Origin of the sequence: Streptomyces sp. NPDC002669 (assembly GCF_042889165.1) — a bacterium.
Taxonomy (GTDB): domain Bacteria; phylum Actinomycetota; class Actinomycetes; order Streptomycetales; family Streptomycetaceae; genus Streptomyces.
Genome location: NZ_JBIAQQ010000011.1, coordinates 96,151 through 116,108 on the forward strand (window position 1 = coordinate 96,151; position 19,958 = coordinate 116,108).

General features: G+C 71.9%; 20 protein-coding genes and 1 tRNA gene. 16 read left to right on the forward strand and 5 right to left on the reverse strand.

Annotation, left to right across the window (positions count from 1 at the left end; all coding sequences use genetic code 11):
* Positions 1-112: 112 nt before the first annotated feature.
* Both ACFYW1_RS18555 and ACFYW1_RS18560 read left to right on the forward strand, forming a co-directional pair.
* Entirely contained in the window at positions 113-1,387 is a 1,275-nt protein-coding gene (locus ACFYW1_RS18555; protein ID WP_388993649.1) for a sensor histidine kinase, read from the forward strand.
* Positions 1,384-2,064 carry a response regulator transcription factor gene (locus ACFYW1_RS18560; protein WP_148837180.1) on the forward strand — a complete coding sequence of 227 codons (681 nt, stop codon included), beginning with the start codon at positions 1,384-1,386 and terminating at the stop codon, positions 2,062-2,064. The genes ACFYW1_RS18555 and ACFYW1_RS18560 overlap by 4 nt, the downstream gene beginning before the upstream one ends.
* A 127-nt stretch (positions 2,065-2,191) precedes the next feature.
* On the opposite strand, the gene ACFYW1_RS18565 is transcribed toward ACFYW1_RS18560, so the two are convergent.
* Complete coding sequence (locus ACFYW1_RS18565) at positions 2,192-2,851, reverse strand: DUF461 domain-containing protein (RefSeq protein ID WP_388993652.1); 660 nt, start codon at positions 2,849-2,851, stop codon at positions 2,192-2,194.
* Between the two features lie 765 nt (positions 2,852-3,616).
* Here ACFYW1_RS18565 and ACFYW1_RS18570 point away from each other — a divergent pair.
* The 7 genes from ACFYW1_RS18570 (at position 3,617) to ACFYW1_RS18600 (ending at position 10,670) form a co-directional block, all read left to right on the forward strand.
* Entirely contained in the window at positions 3,617-4,099 is a 483-nt protein-coding gene (locus ACFYW1_RS18570; protein WP_006380568.1) for a CarD family transcriptional regulator, read from the forward strand.
* Positions 4,100-4,472: 373 nt separating this feature from the next.
* The gene (ispD, locus tag ACFYW1_RS18575; RefSeq protein ID WP_388993656.1) at positions 4,473-5,219 is read left to right on the forward strand and encodes a 2-C-methyl-D-erythritol 4-phosphate cytidylyltransferase; all 747 of its coding nucleotides are present in this window, start codon (positions 4,473-4,475) and stop codon (positions 5,217-5,219) included.
* Between the two features lie 25 nt (positions 5,220-5,244).
* Complete coding sequence (gene ispF / locus ACFYW1_RS18580) at positions 5,245-5,781, forward strand: 2-C-methyl-D-erythritol 2,4-cyclodiphosphate synthase (protein ID WP_388993998.1); 537 nt, start codon at positions 5,245-5,247, stop codon at positions 5,779-5,781.
* A 185-nt stretch (positions 5,782-5,966) separates the two neighbouring features.
* Positions 5,967-6,371 (forward strand): PPOX class F420-dependent oxidoreductase, encoded by a 405-nt coding sequence (locus ACFYW1_RS18585; RefSeq protein ID WP_388993659.1) that lies wholly within the window; start codon positions 5,967-5,969, stop codon positions 6,369-6,371.
* A 94-nt stretch (positions 6,372-6,465) separates the two neighbouring features.
* Positions 6,466-7,869 (forward strand): cysteine--tRNA ligase, encoded by a 1,404-nt coding sequence (cysS, locus tag ACFYW1_RS18590; RefSeq protein ID WP_388993662.1) that lies wholly within the window; start codon positions 6,466-6,468, stop codon positions 7,867-7,869.
* Positions 7,870-7,952: 83 nt separating this feature from the next.
* On the forward strand, positions 7,953-8,909 hold the full coding sequence (gene rlmB / locus ACFYW1_RS18595) for a 23S rRNA (guanosine(2251)-2'-O)-methyltransferase RlmB (protein ID WP_388993665.1): 957 nt from the start codon (positions 7,953-7,955) through the stop codon (positions 8,907-8,909).
* Positions 8,910-9,026: 117 nt separating this feature from the next.
* The gene (locus ACFYW1_RS18600; RefSeq protein WP_388993668.1) at positions 9,027-10,670 is read left to right on the forward strand and encodes a DoxX family membrane protein; all 1,644 of its coding nucleotides are present in this window, start codon (positions 9,027-9,029) and stop codon (positions 10,668-10,670) included.
* Positions 10,671-10,806: 136 nt separating this feature from the next.
* Here the strand turns inward: ACFYW1_RS18600 and ACFYW1_RS18605 are convergent, their stop codons facing one another.
* From ACFYW1_RS18605 to ACFYW1_RS18615, 3 genes are all read right to left on the reverse strand, one after another.
* Positions 10,807-11,517, reverse strand: a complete 711-nt coding sequence (locus ACFYW1_RS18605) for an NDP-sugar synthase (protein ID WP_388993671.1) — start codon at positions 11,515-11,517, stop codon at positions 10,807-10,809.
* A 34-nt stretch (positions 11,518-11,551) separates the two neighbouring features.
* Complete coding sequence (locus ACFYW1_RS18610) at positions 11,552-11,965, reverse strand: hypothetical protein (RefSeq protein ID WP_388993674.1); 414 nt, start codon at positions 11,963-11,965, stop codon at positions 11,552-11,554.
* A gap of 224 nt (positions 11,966-12,189) precedes the next feature.
* Positions 12,190-13,326 (reverse strand): ABC transporter ATP-binding protein, encoded by a 1,137-nt coding sequence (locus ACFYW1_RS18615; protein ID WP_388993677.1) that lies wholly within the window; start codon positions 13,324-13,326, stop codon positions 12,190-12,192.
* 179 nt (positions 13,327-13,505) lie between these two features.
* Between ACFYW1_RS18615 and ACFYW1_RS18620 the strand changes: the two genes are divergently transcribed.
* The 6 genes from ACFYW1_RS18620 to ACFYW1_RS18645 all read left to right on the forward strand — a co-directional run bounded on the left by ACFYW1_RS18620 (position 13,506) and on the right by ACFYW1_RS18645 (position 18,247).
* Positions 13,506-13,579 (forward strand) — tRNA-Thr (locus tag ACFYW1_RS18620).
* A gap of 175 nt (positions 13,580-13,754) precedes the next feature.
* A complete protein-coding gene (locus tag ACFYW1_RS18625) occupies positions 13,755-14,840 on the forward strand; it encodes a S1 family peptidase (RefSeq protein ID WP_388993680.1) in 1,086 nt (361 codons plus the stop codon).
* 202 nt (positions 14,841-15,042) lie between these two features.
* The gene (locus ACFYW1_RS18630) at positions 15,043-15,417 is read left to right on the forward strand and encodes a PadR family transcriptional regulator (protein ID WP_388993684.1); all 375 of its coding nucleotides are present in this window, start codon (positions 15,043-15,045) and stop codon (positions 15,415-15,417) included.
* Positions 15,414-16,004, forward strand: a complete 591-nt coding sequence (locus ACFYW1_RS18635) for an HAAS signaling domain-containing protein (RefSeq protein WP_388993687.1) — start codon at positions 15,414-15,416, stop codon at positions 16,002-16,004. Before ACFYW1_RS18630 ends, ACFYW1_RS18635 begins: the two co-directional genes overlap by 4 nt.
* A 128-nt stretch (positions 16,005-16,132) precedes the next feature.
* Positions 16,133-17,302 carry a serine hydrolase domain-containing protein gene (locus ACFYW1_RS18640; protein WP_388993690.1) on the forward strand — a complete coding sequence of 390 codons (1,170 nt, stop codon included), beginning with the start codon at positions 16,133-16,135 and terminating at the stop codon, positions 17,300-17,302.
* Between the two features lie 159 nt (positions 17,303-17,461).
* A complete protein-coding gene (locus tag ACFYW1_RS18645; protein WP_388993693.1) occupies positions 17,462-18,247 on the forward strand; it encodes a MerR family transcriptional regulator in 786 nt (261 codons plus the stop codon).
* Positions 18,248-18,278: 31 nt separating this feature from the next.
* Here ACFYW1_RS18645 and ACFYW1_RS18650 read toward each other — a convergent pair whose 3' ends face one another.
* Entirely contained in the window at positions 18,279-19,280 is a 1,002-nt protein-coding gene (locus tag ACFYW1_RS18650) for a helix-turn-helix domain-containing protein (RefSeq protein WP_388993696.1), read from the reverse strand.
* A gap of 165 nt (positions 19,281-19,445) precedes the next feature.
* On the opposite strand from ACFYW1_RS18650, the gene ACFYW1_RS18655 reads away from it, so the two are divergent.
* Positions 19,446-19,832, forward strand: coding sequence for a hypothetical protein (locus ACFYW1_RS18655; protein WP_388993699.1), 387 nt, complete (start codon positions 19,446-19,448; stop codon positions 19,830-19,832).
* The last annotated feature ends 126 nt before the right edge of the window (positions 19,833-19,958 follow it).

Sequence of the window (19,958 nt, forward strand, 5' to 3'; positions counted from 1 at the left end):
CGGCCGCCCAAGTGAATCAACCCTTTCTCCTCGGTGAACTCTGGGAGACGAGTGTTCGGACAGACACCCGGATGGCTGGGATAGTCCTCCCGGACCTGCATAACCTTGACGTATGGACGTGAACGCGGCAGTCGCCGCAGCTGCGGCGATCGGCGGTGCGTGTACCGGCGTGGTCGCCATGCTGGCGTTCCGCTGGAGCGAGCGCGACCAGAAGAAGCCCACGCGCACCTCCCTGCGGCCGGACAGCAACGCACCCCTGCCGCCCGGGGTGGACACGGTCCTCTCCGTGCTCAGCTCCTCGGCGGTCGTGCTCGACGAGAGCGACAGCGTCGTCAAGGCCAGCTCGGCCGCGTACGCGCTGGGTCTGGTCCGGGGCGGCCGGCTGGCCGTCGACGCGATGCTCAACATGGCCAGGGACACCCGCCGTGACGGTGAGATACGGCAGGTCGAACTGGACCTCCCCCGGCGCGGCACGGGCCGCGGCGAGGCCCTCGCGGTCTCCGCCCGGGTCGCCCCGCTCGGCTCCCGGCTGGTGCTCCTGCTGGTCGAGGACCTCACCGAGGCCCGCCGGATAGAAGCGGTGCGGCGGGACTTCGTCGCCAATGTCAGCCATGAGCTCAAGACCCCGGTCGGTGCGCTCTCGCTGCTCTCCGAGGCCGTGCTGGACGCCTCCGACGACCCGGAGGCCGTGGAGCGGTTCGCGGGCCGGATGCAGATCGAGGCGACCCGGCTGACCAACCTCGTGCAGGAGATCATCGACCTCTCGCGGGTGCAGAACGACGACCCGCTGGAGGACGCCGAACCGGTCCGGGTGGACGAGCTGGTGGCCGAGGCCATCGACCGCTGCCGCCAGCAGGCCGGCTCGAAGCAGATCACCATGGCGGCCGGCGGCACCGCGGAGCTCCGCATCTGGGGCAACCGCGGCCAGCTCGCCGCGGCACTCGGCAACCTCGTCGAGAACGCCGTCAACTACAGCCCCGCCCGTACCCGAGTGGGCATCGCCGCCAGGCGACTGTCCGTACCCGGCGGGGACCAGATCGAGATAGCCGTGACCGACCAGGGGATCGGCATCTCGGAGAAGGACCGCGAGCGGGTCTTCGAACGCTTCTACCGCGTCGACCCGGCCCGCTCACGGGCCACCGGTGGCACCGGCCTCGGCCTCGCCATCGTGAAGCACGTGGCCGCCTCGCACGGCGGGGAGGTCACGGTCTGGAGCTCGGAGGGCCAGGGCTCCACCTTCACCCTGCGGCTGCCCGAAGCGGGCTCCGTGCGGGAGCGGGACCGCAGCTCGGGCGGACCGCTCATCGTCAACGACGACGAGGGCCCCTACGGACCCGCCCACCCCGACACCCTTGAACCGTTCCCTGCCCCGGAGGTCCTTCCGTGACCCGAGTGCTCGTCGTCGAGGATGAGGAATCCTTCAGCGACGCCCTGTCCTACATGCTCCGCAAGGAGGGTTTCGAGGTCGCGATCGCGGCCACGGGCCCGGACGGGCTTGACGAGTTCGAGCGCAACGGCGCCGACCTCGTGCTGCTCGACCTGATGCTGCCGGGCCTGCCCGGCACGGAGGTCTGCCGTCAGCTGCGCAGCAGGTCCAACGTCCCCGTGATCATGGTCACGGCGAAGGACAGCGAGATCGACAAGGTCGTCGGCCTGGAAATAGGAGCCGACGACTACGTCACCAAGCCGTTCTCCTCGCGGGAGCTGGTCGCCCGCATCCGCGCGGTGCTGCGTCGCCGCGGGGAGCCGGAGGAGGTCGCCCCGGCCGCCCTGGAGGCGGGCCCGGTGCGGATGGACGTGGACCGCCACGTCGTCACCGTCGCCGGCGGCAAGGTCGACCTGCCGCTCAAGGAGTTCGACCTGCTGGAGATGCTGCTGCGCAACGCGGGCCGGGTCCTGACCCGCATGCAGCTCATCGACCGGGTCTGGGGCGCGGACTACGTGGGCGACACCAAGACCCTCGACGTCCACGTCAAGCGGCTGCGCGCCAAGATCGAGCCCGACCCGGGAGCGCCGCGCTTCCTGGTGACGGTGCGGGGCCTGGGGTACAAGTTCGAGCCGTAGGCCGGCCGGTACGCGAACGGCGGAGGGCGCCCCCATTCATCCGGGGGGCGCCCTCCGCCGTTCGCACGCCCGGGCCGTCCCGCGGCCGCCCGCGCGGTGTGCGGGGCGGCGGCGGTGGCCCGTCGGGTCAGTGGCCCTCGGCCGAGGCGGACGAGGCGTCGGTCGGGGTGGTCTCGCCGCCCTCGCCGTTCTCCGCCTCCGAACCGGCGGGGGTGCCGGTGGGCTTCCCGGACGGGCCGGCCGTGCCGGTCGGCTGCGCCGGCGGCGTCGGCAGCGCGCTCGGGCCGTAGCCCTCGAAGAAGCTCTTCGCCGGGACCACGAACGCGCCGAGCGGGACCTCGCCGGTCGAGCTGAACTTGAAGACGACGCGCTGCACGTCGCCGGCCTTGGCGGCCTCCAGGCCGTTCTCGATCACGGCGGAGGCGTTGCCGGCACCGCCCAGGACCACCTTGTCGCCGGCCTGGACCACGATCGGCCCGGAGCCCTTGGCGGGGGTCAGCTTCACCGGGGTGCTCGAACCCGGCAGCGTGACGGCCTCCAGGGTCTGCGGCTTCGTGCCGTTGTTGAACACCGTCGCGGTGACGACGGCCGGACCCTTGGCGGTGAGCTCGGGCTGGGTGACGACGCTCGCGTTCTGGACGCTGATGTCGCCGATGGTGGTGGCGGCATTGTCCGGCTTGATCTGCAGCGTCGCTGCGTCGTTGCCCGCACCGCACGCGGCGAGCGAGGCGATCGAGAACGCGATGGCTGTGGCGGCGAGGGCGCCGTGTCGAAGGCTGCGGCTCACGGCGGCGGCAACTCCTTGAACGGTTCGGACTGCGGACGGTGGGGCGGGCGACGTAAAGCCGCCCTAAGGGTGTGTCAGCGGCCTTAGGCTACCGAGCCGCCCCCGCCGCCCCGCACCCGACCCGCCCCTGTAGCGCGTTTCGGGCCGTGCCGGGGCGGGCGGCAGGGCCCCGGCACGGCCGGGCCGGACGGGATCCCGGTGGAATGCCGGGGAAATGCCGACGGGATGCGGGCAGGGTCCGGGCAAGATCCGGAACGGCGGTGCGCGGACTTCCCGACTTGCCGGTAACTTCCGCGATCCCCACCTCTCCCGGGCCCGCGCCCGGCAAAGGTTTGCAGGTCCGCGCGGTCCGAAACGGGTCGACACACGCCGTTCACATATTGCCGGTGATCAATTCATGGAGCATGGCGCATTCCGTGCGCATAAGCGCTCGCATCGGGTTGTTGATCAATTCCATTGATCGGCGCCAGTTACATCCGTACGGATGATCGATCTCCGAACGGAGTGAGGAAACTCCGGTGTCAGGAATCCGACAAAACGGGATGTTAGACCCCTCCGGGAGCCGGTTCCGATGCGTGCGACGCGCGTGTTTCACCTCGCCCGCACAACCGCTCCGACCTGCGAATACCGCCTTCCGGGAACCTTCCGCAGCACGTGCGCGTCGCTGTTGTCAAGCCCCGAGATATGCCCTGACCTGCGAAAACGCCATTCAGGAGAAGCAGTTCTCGTGTTACTCTTGATAGCCACGGAAGGGGTACCTGTCACATGACGTTCAAGGTTGGCGACACCGTGGTCTATCCCCATCACGGGGCCGCGCTGATCGAGGCTATCGAAACTCGCCAGATCAAAGGCGTGGACAAGACCTACTTGGTGCTCAAGGTCGCCCAGGGCGACTTGACGGTTCGTGTGCCGGCGGACAATGCGGAGTTCGTGGGCGTGCGCGACGTGGTCGGGCAGGAAGGGCTGGACCGGGTCTTCGAGGTGCTTCGCGCACCGTATGCCGAGGAGCCGACGAACTGGTCCCGGCGCTACAAGGCAAATCTCGAGAAGCTCGCCTCCGGCGATGTCATCAAGGTCGCCGAGGTGGTGCGCGACCTGTGGCGCCGTGAGCGCGAGCGCGGACTGTCCGCGGGCGAGAAGCGCATGCTCGCCAAGGCTCGCCAGATCCTGGTGAGCGAACTCGCCCTCGCGGAGAACACCAACGAGGACAAGGCCGAGGCTCTGCTCGACGAGGTCCTCGCGTCCTGACCCGGTTTCGCACCGGTTGCAATAAATGTGCCGCAGTGCCCGCTGACGACCGAATTCACGGTACGTCGCCGGGCATTGCGGCATGTCCGGACCCGGTGCGGCATGTCCGGATTCGGAACGCCGCCCGTCCGGATTGCGTTTCGATTCACCGATGCGTTGGCTTCATCGGTGATGCCCCCGATACGTTGCTCGTGATCTTGTACAGCCGATACGGCCGACACGACCGATCCCGAGCGACCGGTGCGGTTCGTCCGATTTCGATCGGGTGTCACGGAAAGGGCCCGGTCGAATCGGGGCGTGGCGCCCGGCTCGCTTGTGGCCATACCCACGTCGACCGTGGAAACAAACATGCCGAAGCTCCGGAGTGCAACCGATGTCTGATCAATCGCGTCCGTACCGCACCGCAGCGGTGATTCCCGCGGCCGGTCGCGGCGTGCGGCTCGGCCCCGGCGCCCCCAAGGCGCTCCGCGCGCTGGGCGGGACGCCCATGCTCATCCACGCGGTACGGGCCATGGCGGCCTCCCGTTCCGTCTCCCTGGTCGTCGTGGTGGCCCCGCCGGACGGCGCCGGCGAGGTCAAGAACCTGCTCGACGAGCACGCCCTGCCCGAGCGCACCGACTACCTCGTGGTGCCCGGCGGCAACACCCGGCAGGAGTCCGTGCGCCTCGGCATCGAGGCGCTGCCCGAGGACGTCTCCGCCGTCCTCGTCCACGACGCGGCGCGCCCGCTGGTGCCCGTCGACACGGTGGACGCGGTGATCGAGGCGGTGCGCGAGGGGGCGCCCGCCGTCGTTCCCGCGCTGCCGCTCGCCGACACCGTCAAGGAGGTCGAGCCCGGTGCGCCGGGTGAGGCGGAGCCGGTGCTCGGCACGCCCGTGCGGGCCAGGCTGCGCGCCGTGCAGACCCCGCAGGGCTTCGACCGGGAGACGCTGGTGCGCGCGCACGCCGCCGTCGCCGTGGACGGCGAGGGCGCCACGGACGACGCGGGCATGGTGGAACGGCTCGGGGCGCCCGTCGTGGTGGTCCCCGGGCACGAGGAGGCGTTCAAGGTGACCCGGCCGCTGGACCTGGTGCTGGCCGAGGCGGTACTCGCACGCAGGAGGGCGAACGATGGCTTCTGAGGAAACGGCGGCCCGCGAAGAAACGATGGTTCCCGCGGCAGCGGCGGCTTCCGGAGGGGCCACTTCCGCGGAACGGGCCGTCCCGGTGATCCCGCAGGTCGGGATCGGCACCGACATCCACGCCTTCGAGGAGGGCCGCGAGCTGTGGTGCGCGGGGCTGCTCTGGGAGGGCGAGGGGCCGGGGCTCGCCGGGCACTCCGACGCCGACGTCGTCGCCCACGCCGCGTGCAACGCGCTCTTCTCGGCCGCCGGGCTCGGTGACCTCGGGCAGCACTTCGGCACCGGTCGGCCCGAGTGGTCCGGCGCCGCCGGGGTGACCCTGCTGGCCGAGGCGGCGCGGATCGTGCGGGCCGAGGGCTTCGGGATCGGAAACGTCGCCGTCCAGGTCGTCGGCGTACGGCCGAAGATCGGCAAGCGGCGCGAGGAGGCGCAGCGGGTGCTGTCGGCCGCCGTGGGGGCGCCCGTCTCGCTCTCCGCCGCCACGTCCGACGGGCTCGGCTTCACCGGGCGGGGCGAGGGCCTCGCCGGGATCGCGACCGCGCTGGTGTACCGCACGGGCTGACGTCCGTACGGTCCCGGTCCGCCGGGGCTCCGGGGCCGGTGCGGCGGCCGGTGCCGGCCGCCGTTCCGCTCGCGGGTGCCGCACCGGCGTTGACCCTTCCGGTGGGCAGGACCGGGAAGCGGAGGGAGCGGGCCGGGGTTGGGGTACGAGTAGGAGCACCATCGATCCCCTGGAGGACGTACGCCATGACCGCCGCACTCTCCGACAAGCTCAAGGCGCTTCTCGACACCCCGGTCTTCGTCACCGTCGCCACCATCCAGCCCGACGGCAGCCCCCAGGTCTCCCCGGTCTGGGTCAAGCGCGACGGCGACGACGTGCTCATCTCGACGACGGTCGGCCGCCGCAAGGAGAAGAACCTGCGCCGCGACCCGCGGGTCACCGTCGTCGTGCAGCCCTTCGACGCCCCGTACACGTACGCCGAGATCCGCGGCACCGCCGAGCTGACCACCGAGGGCGGACCGGAGCTCATCGAGGAGCTGTCGGTGAAGTACACCGGCAAGAAGTACGCGGACTTCAACCCCTCGTCCGTCGACGACGCCCAGCGGGTGGTCGTCCGGATCACCCCGCGGAAGGTCGTCGGACACCTCTGAGCGCACCCGGCCGGGAACACCGCCGCGAGAAACTTTTTCCCCGCGATCCCCAAGGGGTCGCGGGGCACTGGTGCGCGCCCACTACCCTTGAGGCGTGACTATTCGCCTGTACGACACCAGCGCCCGGCAGACCCGTGATTTCGTCCCGCTCACAGCGGGCTGTGTCTCGATCTACCTCTGTGGCGCGACCGTCCAGGCCGCCCCGCACATCGGGCACATCCGGTCCGGACTGAACTTCGACATCATGCGCCGCTGGTTCGAGTACCGCGGCTACGACGTCACGTTCATCCGGAACGTCACCGACATCGACGACAAGATCATCACGAAGTCCGCCGAACAGGGCCGCCCGTGGTGGTCGATCGGGTACGAGAACGAGCGGGCGTTCAACGCGGGCTACGACGCGCTCGGTTGCCTCCCGCCCACCTACGAACCGCGGGCGACCGGCCACGTCCCCGAGATGATCGAGATGATGCGGGGCCTGATCGAGCGCGGTCACGCCTACGAGGCCGACGGCAACGTCTACTTCGACGTACGCTCCTTCCCCGGCTACCTGGAGCTGTCCAACCAGGACCTCGACGACCTGCGCCAGCCGTCCGGCGAGGGCGAGACCGGCAAGCGCGACCAGCGCGACTTCGCCATGTGGAAGGCGGCCAAGCCGGGCGAGCCCAGCTGGGAGACCCCGTGGGGCCGCGGCCGCCCCGGCTGGCACCTGGAGTGCTCCGCCATGGCGCACAAGTACCTCGGGACCGCCTTCGACATCCACGGCGGCGGCCTCGACCTGATCTTCCCGCACCACGAGAACGAGATCGCCCAGGCCAAGGCGTACGGCGACGAGTTCGCGAAGTACTGGGTGCACAACGCCTGGGTCACCATGTCCGGCGAGAAGATGTCGAAGTCGCTGGGCAACTCCGTGCTGGTCAGCGAGATGGTCAAGGCATGGCGCCCGATCGTGCTGCGCTACTACCTCGGCACCCCGCACTACCGGTCGATGATCGAGTACAGCGAGGAGGCCCTGCGCGAGGCCGAGTCCGCGTTCGCGCGGATCGAGGGCTTCGTGCAGCGCGTCACCGAGAAGGCGGGCGAGACGGTCGAGCCCGCCGCCGAGGTGCCGCCGGCCTTCGCCGAGGCGATGGACGACGACCTGGGCGTCCCGCAGGCGCTCGCGATCGTCCACACCACGGTCCGACAGGGCAACTCCGCGCTGGCCGCCGACGACAAGGAGGCGGCCGTCGCCCGGCTCGCCGAGGTCCGCGCGATGCTCGGCGTCCTCGGCCTCGACCCGCTCGACGAGCACTGGGCGGGCGAGAACGACCGCGGCGACGACCTGCACGGGGTGGTCGACACGCTCGTACGGCTCGTCCTGGACCAGCGCGAGGCCGCCCGCACCCGCAAGGACTGGCCCGCCGCCGACGCGATCCGCGACCAGCTGGGCCAGTCCGGACTCGTCATCGAGGACGGCCCGACCGGGCCGCGGTGGACACTCGGCCCGCGCCAGTAGCCGCCCCCGTGTGCCGCCCGGCGTTCCGGGCGGCACACTTCACTTACGTACGCATGTCTGAGAAGCAACGAAACAGGTAGGTCATGGCCGGGAACAGCCAGCGCAGGAACCGCCGCACGTCCAACAAGAAGGGCGCGCAGGTCGGCAGCGGTGGGCAGCGACGCCGTGGCCTGGAGGGCAAGGGCCCGACGCCGCCCGCCTCCGCCCGCAAGGGACACAAGAAGAACCGCATCGCCAACGCCCAGGCCAAGCAGGCCGCGGCCCGCCGCCCCGCCCCCCGGCGCGGCGGCGCCAAGGGCACCTCCGAGATGGTCGTCGGCCGCAACCCGGTCTACGAGGCCCTGCGCGACGGCGTCCCGGCGACGACGCTGTACGTCCAGCAGTACATCGACAACGACGAGCGGGTCCGCGAGGCGCTCCAGCTCGCCGGCGCGCGCGGCAACATCAACCTGATGGAGGCCCCGCGCCCCGAGCTGGACCGGATGACGAACGGCCTGAACCACCAGGGCCTCGTCCTCCAGGTCCCGCCGTACGAGTACGCGCACCCGGAGGACCTCACCGCCGCCGCGTACGACAACGGCGAGGACCCCCTCATCGTCGCCCTCGACGGGGTCACCGACCCGCGCAACCTGGGCGCGATCGTCCGTTCCGTCTCCGCCTTCGGCGGTCACGGCGTGGTCGTGCCCGAGCGGCGCGCGGCCGGGATGACGGCGGGCGCCTGGAAGTCCTCGGCGGGCACGGCGGCGCGCACGCCGGTCTCCCGGGTGACGAACCTGACCCGGGCCCTGGAGGGCTACCAGAAGGCCGGTCTCACGGTCGTCGGCCTCGCCGCCGACGGCGAGCACACCGTCGAGGACCTGGAGGAGCTCGCCGGCCCCGTCGTCATCGTCATCGGCAGCGAGGGCAAGGGCCTGGGCCGCCTGGTCGGCGAGACCTGCGACTACCGGGTCCGCATCTCGATGCCGGGCGGCGCGGAGTCGCTGAACGCCGGTGTGGCGGCCGGGATCGTCCTGTACGAGGTCGCCCGCCGCCGGGCCTGAGCGGCCCACCCGTACGGGGGGCGGCCGACCGGAGCGGCCCCCCGCCCGGCCCGTTGACGGGCCTCGGACACATCGGGCCCGTCAAAGCAGTGTCCTAACCACACATCACTCGGTTAGATGAGTGTGGACACCAGAACGCCTCGGTTCGACGAACTACCGGCCCTGAGCATGACCAAGGTGGACTGCGATCCTGCGCAGGTCATCGTCAACCACGCCAGCTTCCGGGTGCAGCTCGCCCCCGGCCAGCGCGCCCGGCTGCGCGGTCTGGCGCCCGTCGGCGGGCCCAGGATCCCCGCCATGAGCGGGGGCGCGGGGACGGCGCGCGGACGGCGCGCGCCCGTCGTGTGGAGCGGCAGGTCCGCCCCCGGCGACCCCGGCGCCACCGGACTCCTCCAGGCCGTGCGCAACTCCACCGCGGGCCGTCCGGGAGCCGGGTACGACTCCTACGACCCCTACGCGGCCCCGGAGTTCGACGGCGGGCAGGTCCCCGGCGGCATCGACTGCCTGGAGGAGACCCAGCCCAACCCCGTCATCACCGCACCCCAGCAGCCGGGCCCCTACGACGGCGGCCCCCTGCTGCCGCCCATGCGCCGGGCGGTCGGCGCCTACGACCCCGTGGACAGCCCACCGTACGGAACGCCGGCGTACGCCGCGGACGGTTTCGCCGCGGACGGCTACGACGGGGAGGACTACGAGGAGGCGGAGGACCGGGACAGGCGCCCCGGCGACTCCGTCCGGCACGCCTACTACCCGGGCCGCCGGATGAACCTCGGCGTCGTGCTGCTGCCGCTGCGGGTCTTCCTGGGCTTCATCTCCATCTACGCCGGCATGGGCAAGCTGTGCGACCCCGTCTTCTTCGACGGCGGCGAGCGCGGCTCCATGGTCAAGTGGCTGAACTCGCTGCACCCCTGGGCGCTGGCCGAGCCGCTGCGCGACTTCGCGCTCTCCCACCCGGTCGGGGCCGGGCTGACCGTCGCCTTCCTCCAGGTCGTCGTCGGCGTGCTCACCGTCCTCGGCCTCTGGCAGCGGGTCTCCGCCATGGTCGGCGCGCTGCTGTCCGCCGCCCTGCTGGTCACCGTCAGCTGGCGGAACGTGGCCGCCTACGACGCGCCGGACATCATCTACCTCGCCGCCTGGAGCCCGCTGATCATCGCGGGTGCGCCGGTCTACTCGCTCGACGGGCGGCTCGCGGGCGAGGCGTGGCGCAGGCTCGGTCCGCGCTCGGCGATCTGGGAGCTGCGCCGCCGGGTGCTGCGCCGGGGCGCCGTCGTCGCCTCCGTCGTCGTCGGCCTCACCCTGCTGGTGGGTTCCCTGCTCGGTGGCGCGGTGCGGTCCTCCGTGGTCGTCACCGTGCCCGGTCCGAACGGCGAGCCGACCAACCGGCTGCCCGGCTCCCCGCTGCCCGAGGAGTCCCGCAGCGGCCGGGCCACGCAATCGCCCGCCGGCGAGCGGCCCGCCCCGTCCCGCAGCGTCGCCCCCACCACCCCGACGGCGGGGGCGTCCACGCCCGCCGCGGACACCGTCCGTGAGTCGTCCGGCCAGACGGCCGGCGCGGGGCAGCCCAGCCAGACCCAGGGCACGAGCCAGCAGGTGCCGCCGCAGACGGCACCGCAGCAGCCCCCGGCCGCCAGCAGCTCGGGCCCGACGTCCTCCGGTTCCACGGGCACGGGCGGCGGCTCCTCCGGCGGTTCGGACGACGGCGATTCCACCGGGGGCTCCTCCTCCGGCGGCCAGAACCCCATCGGCGGCCTGCTCGGCTGAGCCACCGATGGCGGGCCGCGGGCACCGGGCGGGGAGGCCCGGCCCACGGCCCGCACGCCGGCCCAGCACGAAGGGGCGGTCACCGGTTCGTTCCGGTGACCGCCCCTTCGCGCGGCTTCCCGCGGTCCGCCGCGCGTTACCGCGCGCCGAGTTCCTTGGCCGCCTCGGTCAGGTCCTTCGCCGTGTCGATGGCCCGCCAGTACGCCCCGTGCGGCAGCGGGTACCCGGCGAGCCTGCGCTCACGGGCCAGCCCGGGGAACGTCGTCCGCTCGTGGTCGCCCCGGTCCGGCAGCAGCTTCGTGAACGCCGGGGAGAAGACGTACACACCGGCGTTGATCAGGTACGGCGAGGGCGGCGACTCGATGAAGTCGGTGATGTGCCCGAAGGCGTCCGTCTCCACGGCACCCCAGGGGATGCGGGGACGGGCCAGGGCCAGGGTGGCGGTCGCGTCGCGTTCGGCGTGGAACGCGGCCATCTCGCGCAGGGAGAAGCGTGTCCAGATGTCGCCGTTGGTGGCGTACCAGGGCTGCTCGGGCTCGGGCAGCCGGGCGGCCGCGTACTTCAGGCCGCCGCCGCGGCCCAGCGGCTCGGACTCCACGACGGTCGTCACGCGCAGCGGCAGCACCGCGGAGGCCAGCCATTCCTGCAGCACCTCGGCCAGGTGACCGCACGACACCACGGCGTCGGTCACGCCCTCGGCGGCCAGCCAGGAAAGCTGATGGCCGATGATCGGAGTCCCGGTGCCCGGGATCTCGACCATCGGCTTGGGGCGGTCGTCGGTGTACGGGCGCAGCCGCGACCCCTGGCCGCCTGCCAGGACCACGGCCTGCGTCGGATACGTATGCATGCCAGGCACGATAGGCGGTGCCCGGAACGTCCGGTCAGCTGAACTGCGCGACCCCCGAGGCGAACGAGGTGTCGCAGACGGGGCGGGAGAACCGGTGGGCCTGCGTGGGGCCGTACTTGTCGACCGCGGCGCGGCCCAGGGCCTTCGCGATCGACATGCAGTGCCGGGCGAGCGAGGGACGGCCCTCGACGGAGCGCTGGAGGTCCGTCAGCGCGACGCCCGGGTCCTTCTCCCGGAGCTCCACGAGCAGCCGGTCGCGCAGGGCGTCCTGCGGGGTGCGCGCCTCGGCGCGCTTCGAGATGTCGTGCGCCGACGCGGTCAGGACCTGCGGCTCGGAGTTGTTCGCCGCCCACGGCACGCTGGTGACGGCGAGGGTCCCGGAGAGGACCATCACGACGGGCAGGACGAAGGCGAGGGATCGGCCGATGCGGCGTGCAGTCTGGGTCACGCAGCGAGCGTAGCGGGCAGTAATGATATGGCGACATTTCGTCACCCTTGAGGGGGAAGGTTCGAGAGTGCTTTTCGAATCCCGTGTTGACGCCGGGCGTCGAAATGCCCGGTGTGCCGGGGAATCCGGGGCCGCGCCTCCCAAACCCGAAACCGCCCCGTGGCGTGCGAACGGCCCCGCACTCCACCGGGAGTGCGGGGCCGTTCGCGCGTTGCTGCGGGGCGTCAGTCGGTGAGGCGGGCACCCGTCGAGGTGGAGAAGACGTGCAGCTCGTCCGGGCGCGGCACGACGTGGAGCTTGGTGCCCTTCTCCGGGACGGCGCGGCCGCCGACGCGGACGACCAGGTCCTTGTCCTCGCCGCCGACCCGCGCGGAGCCGTAGACGAAGCCGTCGGCGCCCAGCTCCTCGACCACGTTGACCGAGACGGCCAGGCCGGCCGGGGCGTCCGAGCTGTCCTTGGACATGGACTTCGCGGCGGCGCCGCCGTGCTCGACGATGTCGAAGTGCTCGGGGCGGATGCCGACCGTGACGGTCGTGTCGCCCTTGTCCGCGGCGGCGGAGAGCGCCTCGCGGGAGACCGGGACGACGCTGTTGCCGAACTTCACGCCGCCGTCGGTGATCGGGACCTCGACCAGGTTCATGGCCGGGGAGCCGATGAAGCCGGCCACGAAGAGGTTCGCCGGCCTGTCGTACATGTTGCGCGGCGAGTCGACCTGCTGGAGCAGGCCGTCCTTGAGGACCGCGACCCGGTCGCCCATGGTGAGGGCCTCGACCTGGTCGTGGGTGACGTACACGGTCGTGATGCCCAGACGGCGCTGGAGCGAGGCGATCTGCGTACGGGTGGAGACGCGGAGCTTGGCGTCGAGGTTCGACAGCGGCTCGTCCATGAGGAAGACCTGCGGCTCACGCACGATGGCGCGGCCCATCGCCACACGCTGGCGCTGACCACCGGAGAGCGCCTTCGGCTTGCGGTCCAGGTAGTCGGTGAGGTCCAGCATCTTGGCGGCCTCTTCGACCTTCGCCCGGATCTCGGTCTTGTTGACCCCGGCGATCTTGAGCGCGAAGCCCATGTTGTCCGCGACGGTCATGTGCGGGTAGAGCGCGTAGTTCTGGAACACCATGGCGATGTCCCGGTCCTTCGGCGGCAGGTGAGTGACGTCGCGGTCGCCGATGCGGATCGCGCCGCCGTTGACGTCCTCAAGACCCGCGAGCATGCGCAGGGAGGTCGACTTGCCACAACCGGAGGGGCCGACGAGGACGAGGAACTCGCCGTCCGCGATGTCGATCTCCAGCTGGTCCACGGCCGGCTTCGTGGAGCCGGGGTAGACGCGGGACGCCTTGTCGAACGTGACACTGGCCATGCGGAATCTTCTCCTTCACCGGCAGGAACGTGCCGGACGATCCGAGTAAGGGAGTGGTCTGGTCCACTTGAGTGAGCCTTCCGCGACGCTACCTGGCCATTTCGAATCTGTCAGCAGTTCGAAGGCCGCGAAATTTCGGGACCTCCCGGGGCGAGGTGTTGGTTACACTGCTCCGGCACGCCTCCTTAGCTCAGCTGGCCAGAGCAACGCACTTGTAATGCGTAGGTCGTCGGTTCGAATCCGACAGGGGGCTCGGCGTGAAGCCCGGGTCGGATCTCTTCCGACCCGGGCTTCTTCCGTTCGGGGGCGCGGCGGCGGGGGCGGGGGGTAGCCGCAGTGCCGACCGGCCTGCTGGCCGGATGGTCCGGCGGGGCCCGGGTGGCGAGGCTGATCGGGCAAGGATCCACCGAGCAAGAAGGACCCCCCCCGTGTTCAGCTTCGAGCCGTTTCGCCGCCGTACCGTCCGCACCGCCGCCGTCGGTGTCCTCGCTGCCACCGCCTGCGCCACTGTCATGGCCGGCAGCGCCGGAGCCATCGTCAACGGGTCGGAATCCAGCGAGAGTTACCCGTTCATGGTGAGCATTCCGGAGTCGGCCCCGGCGCAGGGGCTGGACGAGGGGAACTGCGGGGCGTCGCTGATCGACCGGCAGTGGGTGCTGACGGCGGCCCACTGCGTGAAGGGCGAGGGCCTCGAACTGGAGGGCATCGTGCGCGTCGGCAGCGACCACCGGAAGTCCGGCGGCACGGTCCGGAAGATCGACCGGATCTTCGCCCACCCCGGCTATGTGAACGGCGACGACAAGGCCGCCAACAAGGACGACGTCGCGCTGATACGCCTGGACCGCCCGGTGGCCGAGCGGCCCATCCGGATCGCCGGGCGGCCCGGGAAGCCCGGCACGCCGACCCGGCTCCTGGGGTTCGGCACCACCGTCGACACCGAGTTCCGGTTCCCGGACCGGTTGCAGGAGCTGAACACCCGCAGGGGCGCCGAGTCCGAGTGCGCGCCCGGTTACGCGGACCGGACCCGGCTGTGCACCGTCACCACCGTGCCCAAAGCCATGGCCTGCTTCGGGGACTCCGGCGGGCCGCAGATCCAGAAGGGCCGGAACGGCCGCTGGGAGCTGATCGGTGTCACCTCGGGGCCCGGCGTCCCGGGCGTGCCGTGCTCGCAGGGCCCCGGTCTCTACAGCAGCGCGCCCGCCTACGCGGGCTGGATCGGCCGGACCATGAAGGCCAACGCGGTCGAGGCGCCCGGTTCCTCCGGGGCCGGTACGAACGGAGCCGTCGGAACCGGTACGGGCGGCCTCGTCCAGGCCGGCGCGGACGAGGCAGGGACGGGCGGTGCCGCCGGGGCCGGTGCGGACGATGCCGCCGGGGCCGGTACGGGCGGTCTCGCCGCGACCGGGGCGAACGGCACCGCCGCGGCGTTCGCCGGGGTGGCCGCCGGGCTGGTCGTCGCGGGTGGTGGCATCGCCGCAGCGGTGCGGCGTGGCAAGGTCCGCCGAGCCGGCTGAGCGGAAACCGGCGCGTTCCGAGGGCGGCACCCCTGTCGAGGGGGTGCCGCCCTTCGCCGTCCCGGGCCGCCGGGCGAAGGTCGTCCGGGCCGCTGGACGAACGCCGTCCGGGCCGTCGGGTGAACGGCATCCGGCTCGTCGGGCGAACAGGTGAGCGGACCCCCCTTTCCAACCACTTGCTCGACCAGGTATCTTGCATCGCATGGAACCAGGTGATTCGACCAAGCAGGCCCGCGCAGCCGCCCAGCTGCGCAAGGGGGTCCTGGAGTACTGCGTACTCGCCCTGATGCGGGACCGTCCCCGCTACGGCGTGGAGCTCCTCCAGTCGCTGGAGGAGTCCGGGGCCCTGGCCACCAGTCAGGGCACGGTCTACCCGCTGCTCTCCCGGCTCCGCCGCGACGACCTGGTCACCACCAGCTGGCAGGAGTCCGCCTCCGGGCCGCCCCGTCGCTACTACGCGCTCACCGACAGCGGCCGGGCCGCGCTCGACGAGTTCACCCGCGTCTGGCCCGATTTCCGCAACGCCGTCGACGCCTTCCTGACCACCTCGAAACCCCTCACCGGAGACCTCGCATGAAGACTTCTGCCGACCCCGTACGCGACTACCTCTCCGCCGTCGAGCGCGAGGCGTCCGCGCTTCCCGCCGACCGCCGTCAGGAGCTCCTCGCCGACCTCGCCGAGCACATCGAGGTGACGCGCGCCGAGCGGCCCGAGGCCGCGCTCGGCGAGATCCTGGCGGAGCTGGGGGACCCCCGCGCGATCGCGGCGACGGCGCTGGCCGAGGCGGGGACCGGTGCGGCCGGGGCGCCGGCCGCGGGCGGTGCCGCACCCGCTCCCCGGCGCGGCAAGGTGCACCCGCTGGTCCCGCTCCTGATGATCGTCCTCTCGCTGCCCTTCGTGATGGTCCTCTCCGAGCAGCCCGGCCCGCTGTTCGGCGGACTGTTCCGGATCGTCGGCGCGGTGCTCCTGTGCACCTCGGTGCACTGGACCGCCGTCCAGAAGACCACCGGTGTACTGCTCACCGCCGTCCTGCCGAGCGTCGTCATCGCGACCTGGAACCTGTCCAGTGACGCGAGCGGCGGCCCGGTCCTGCTGCCCAACCTGGTGATGCTCGCCCTGATGAGCGCCGCGGCGGCGTGGCTCTGGAAGGTCCGCCGCGCCTGAGGCGCCGTGGGCGGGTGTGGGCCGGATCACACTTGAGGTTGACCTCGGGTCAGGGTGGAGGCTCGTCGCATCGGCGGGCCCCGACGGGCGCCGATCCCGAGCACGACGGACCCGAGGGAGCACACACCATGTCCATCAGCCTTTTTGACCGGGACGAGAACGCGTCCGACGCCGCTGCCGCCGCCGACCACGAGCGTCCGGAACTCCGGAAGGCCCTGGAGGAGATCGTCGGCTCCGGCATCACCGGGGTCACGCTGCGGGTGCGCGACGAGCGCGGCGAGTGGGCCGGCAGCGCCGGAGCGAGCCGGCTGGGAGAGGCCGCGAAGCCGCCGTTGGGCGGGCACGTCCGGATCGGCAGCAGCACCAAGACCTTCGTCGCGACCCTGGTGCTGCAACTGGTGGCCGAGGGCAGGATCGGGCTGGACGACCCGGTGGCCGACCACCTGCCCGGGTTCGGGCCGGACCGGCGGATCACGGTGCGGATGCTGTTGCAGCACACCAGCGGGATCTTCAACTTCACCGGGGAGTACTACGAGGACGGGACGATGGTGCCGGGCATCCCGGCCACCACCGCGGGCAAGGAGTGGGTGGACAACCGCTTCAGGACCTACGCGCCGGAGGAGCTGGTGCGCCTCGCACTGTCCAGGCCGGCACGGTTCGAACCGGGTACGGACTGGAGCTACTCCAACACCAACTACGTGCTGGCCAGGCTGCTGATCGAGCAGGTCACCGGCCGCTCGATCACCGAGGAGGCGCGGCGGCTGATCCTGGAGCCGCTCGGCCTGTCGGGCACCGTGGTGCCCACCACGCAGACGGAGATCGCCGAGCCGCACGCCCACGCCTACTACCGGTACGAGGACGGGGGCGAGGAGAGGACGGTCGACGTGACCGAGCTGAACCCCTCCTGGATCTCCAGTGGCGGTGACATGATCTCGACCTCCCGGGACCTGGGCACGTTCGTCTCCGCGCTGGTGGGCGGCAGGCTCCTGCCGGCCGGGCTGCTGGCCGAGATGTGCGCGCCGCGCCCCACGCCCATCCCCGGCACGGGCTACGGCCTGGGGGTGTTCGTGCAGGACACGGGCGACGGCGGCATCGTCATCAACCACAACGGCGGCGCCGCCGGTCACGCGGCGCTGATGTACGCCACGCCCGACGGCAGCAGGATCATGACCGGCACGCTGAACTACGTGGACGACGCCGCGCTGTCCCTGGCCGTGCCGTTCCAGCAGGCGACGCAGCGCCTCGTCGACGAGGTGTTCCGCGGCGGGGAGGCCGGTCCGGCCGGGTCGGCGGGCTGAACTCCGGTGCCCCGTACGTCCGAAGGGGCGTTCCCTTCCGGCCCGGCATCGGGTAGTAAGCGGTCCGGAGTCGCGCCGGGCCCGGCGTGGCCCGTCCCCCTGCCCGGACCCGGTGCGCGCACCGGTGGCCGGGCCCGAGCGCGAGGCAGGCTTCGGCGGATGAACAACGGTGTCACGATCGGGCAGGCGGCGGCGTTCGTCGGTGTCACGGTGAAGACGGTGCGGCACTACCACAAGCTCGGTCTGGTGGAGGAGCCCGAACGCGACGGCTCCGGCTACCGGCGGTACGGGTCGGCCGACCTGCTGCGGCTGGTGCAGGTCCGCACACTGGCCGCCGCCGGGGTTCCGCTGGCCGAGACCGGGCCCCTGGTCGACGCCGACGCCGCGGACCTCGCCGCCGCACTCGTCGACGTGGAGCGGCAACTAACCGAACGCATCGAGGAGTTGACCGCCCGGCGCGACACGCTGCACCGGCTCGCCGACGGCAACCGGGCGCTGCTGCCCGACCGTGCCGTGGCGCTGCTGGAGCGGATGCCCGGCCTCGGCTTCACCGAGGACGAGGTGGCGGCCGCCCGGGAGGGGCTGGTGCTCGCCAGGGCCCTGGTCCCCGAGGGCTTCGACGAACACCTCGGCCATGTCGAACACGCCCTGCGGGACGCCCGGTTCGTCGCCCTGAGCAGACGCGCCGCCGAATCCGTGAACTGGGAGCCCGACGACCCCCGCATCGCCGAACTCGCCACCGACCTGACCGAGTACTACCTGGCCGACCACGAGCGGCTCAAGATCGTGACCGGGCTCCAGGCCCGTACCGAGGCCGCGACCCGGTACGAGATGGTCGCCCGCCACGGCGAGGACGAGGCACCGGCCACGGCCCGGCTGGCCGCGCTCGTCGAGGCCGGGCTCCGGGCCGCCGGGGTCCGCGTACCGGGGGCGAACTCCCGCTGACCGCACCGGGTTCCGGCGCCGCGGCCGGCGGTCAGCGGGGACGGTCCCCGTCGGGGGCGAGGCGCGTGCGGTGGGGGCGGGCCAGGGCGCGGCCGAGAGGGGTCAGGGCGTGCAGCACCATGCAGCCCCTCCGGGTGCTGGTGACGAGGCCCGCCCGGCGCAGCACCGAGGCGTGTTTGCTCGCGGTGCCGATGGACACACCGGTGCGGGCGGCCAGTTCGCCGGTCGAGCAGGGCGGGGTCAGCGCCTGGAGGATCAGGGCGCGGGTCCGTCCCAGCAGGTCGGTCAGGCCGTCGGGCCCCGTGCCCGGCAGGGGGCGGCCGGTGACGGGGTAGACCAGCACGGGGGGAAGGTCCGGATCGATGAGCGTCACCGGGCACTTGGTGCAGAAGAACGAGGGGATCAGCGTGATGCCCCGGCCGCGCAGGTACAGGTCGCGGTCGCGCGGGTAGTCGGCGACCAGGGTCGGGGAGCGCCAGCGGACCGACGGCGGCAGGGTGTGCAGGAGGCGTTCGACACCGCCCGCCAGGATGTCCCGGCTGTGCTGTGCGCGTTCGAGGTGGAATGCCTCGCCGATCAGGGGGAGTTGGGGCGCGAGCAGCTCGCGGTGGTACGTGGTGAGGGCGTCCTGGAGTTCCTGCCGGGCACGGCGGTCGCCGTCGGCGAGCGGGCGGGCCCACGGGGGCGGGGTGCGGTGGCCGAAGTGGACGGCGAGTTCGTCGCGGAGCCGGGCGGCCGGGGTGGCGCGGATGAGGTCGAGCGAGGCGTCGAAACCGTCCGCGCCCGGCGGGGTGAGGAAGTCGGGGAAGGACCCTCGGTACGGGACGAGAGCGGTCACGTAACGGACGAGGGACCGCAGGTCCCGTTCGGCGAACCGGGCCCGGACGTGGCGCAGCCACGGTCCGTACTCCGACGGCGGTCGCGGGGACTGGAGAATGTGGAGGCTGTTGACCAATTCCCACATGTCGTCCGGCCGGGTGGCCACCGTGGTCCGTGCCAGGTCGTCCGCCGTGAAGTGGATGCGCAGTTCCATCGGCCCCCCGATCGGTGCTCCGAACTGTTTTCCCCGTGGTGCAAATCGTTCGCCCCCCGGCGACCGTCGCTTCCATTATGTGGGGAGCTCGGGAATGAGCGTCGGAAACAGGCGATCCGCGGTTCTCGAACGGGCCGCGGCATCGGGGAAAAGGGGGAATCGCATATGCGCAAGGTCCGGAACGCGATCACCAGGGCCGTCGCGGCCGCCGCCGTGCTCGCCGCCGGCTCGGTGCTGACGCTCGGCGGGAGCGCCGCGGCGGCGGAGGCGGGGGCGGCGGCCACGATCCACGGCTGCCCGTCCGGGGCCGTCTGCCTCTACCCGAACGGCAGCTGGGCCAACGACAAGCCCACCTACATCTTCTACTCCTACGGCGCCCACAAGATCTACAACCAGTACGGCATCAAGCGGATCTACAACCACCAGACCGGCGGCGCCACCGCCCGCAACTGCTACGACGCGGCGGGCAACAACTGCGGCGGGTACCAGAAGGCCGACACGTACGCCGACTACGACTACACCCCGTACAACTCCATCCGGCTCGTCAAGTGAGAACCGTGCGGGCCGTCCGGGCCGTGTGAACCGTTCGGACGGGTCGAGGTATCCGGTGTTCCCGGAGATCCGGGGGATTCCTGGTGAGGGTGCTCGCCGAATCCCGGCCGGGGCTTGCGGGGAATC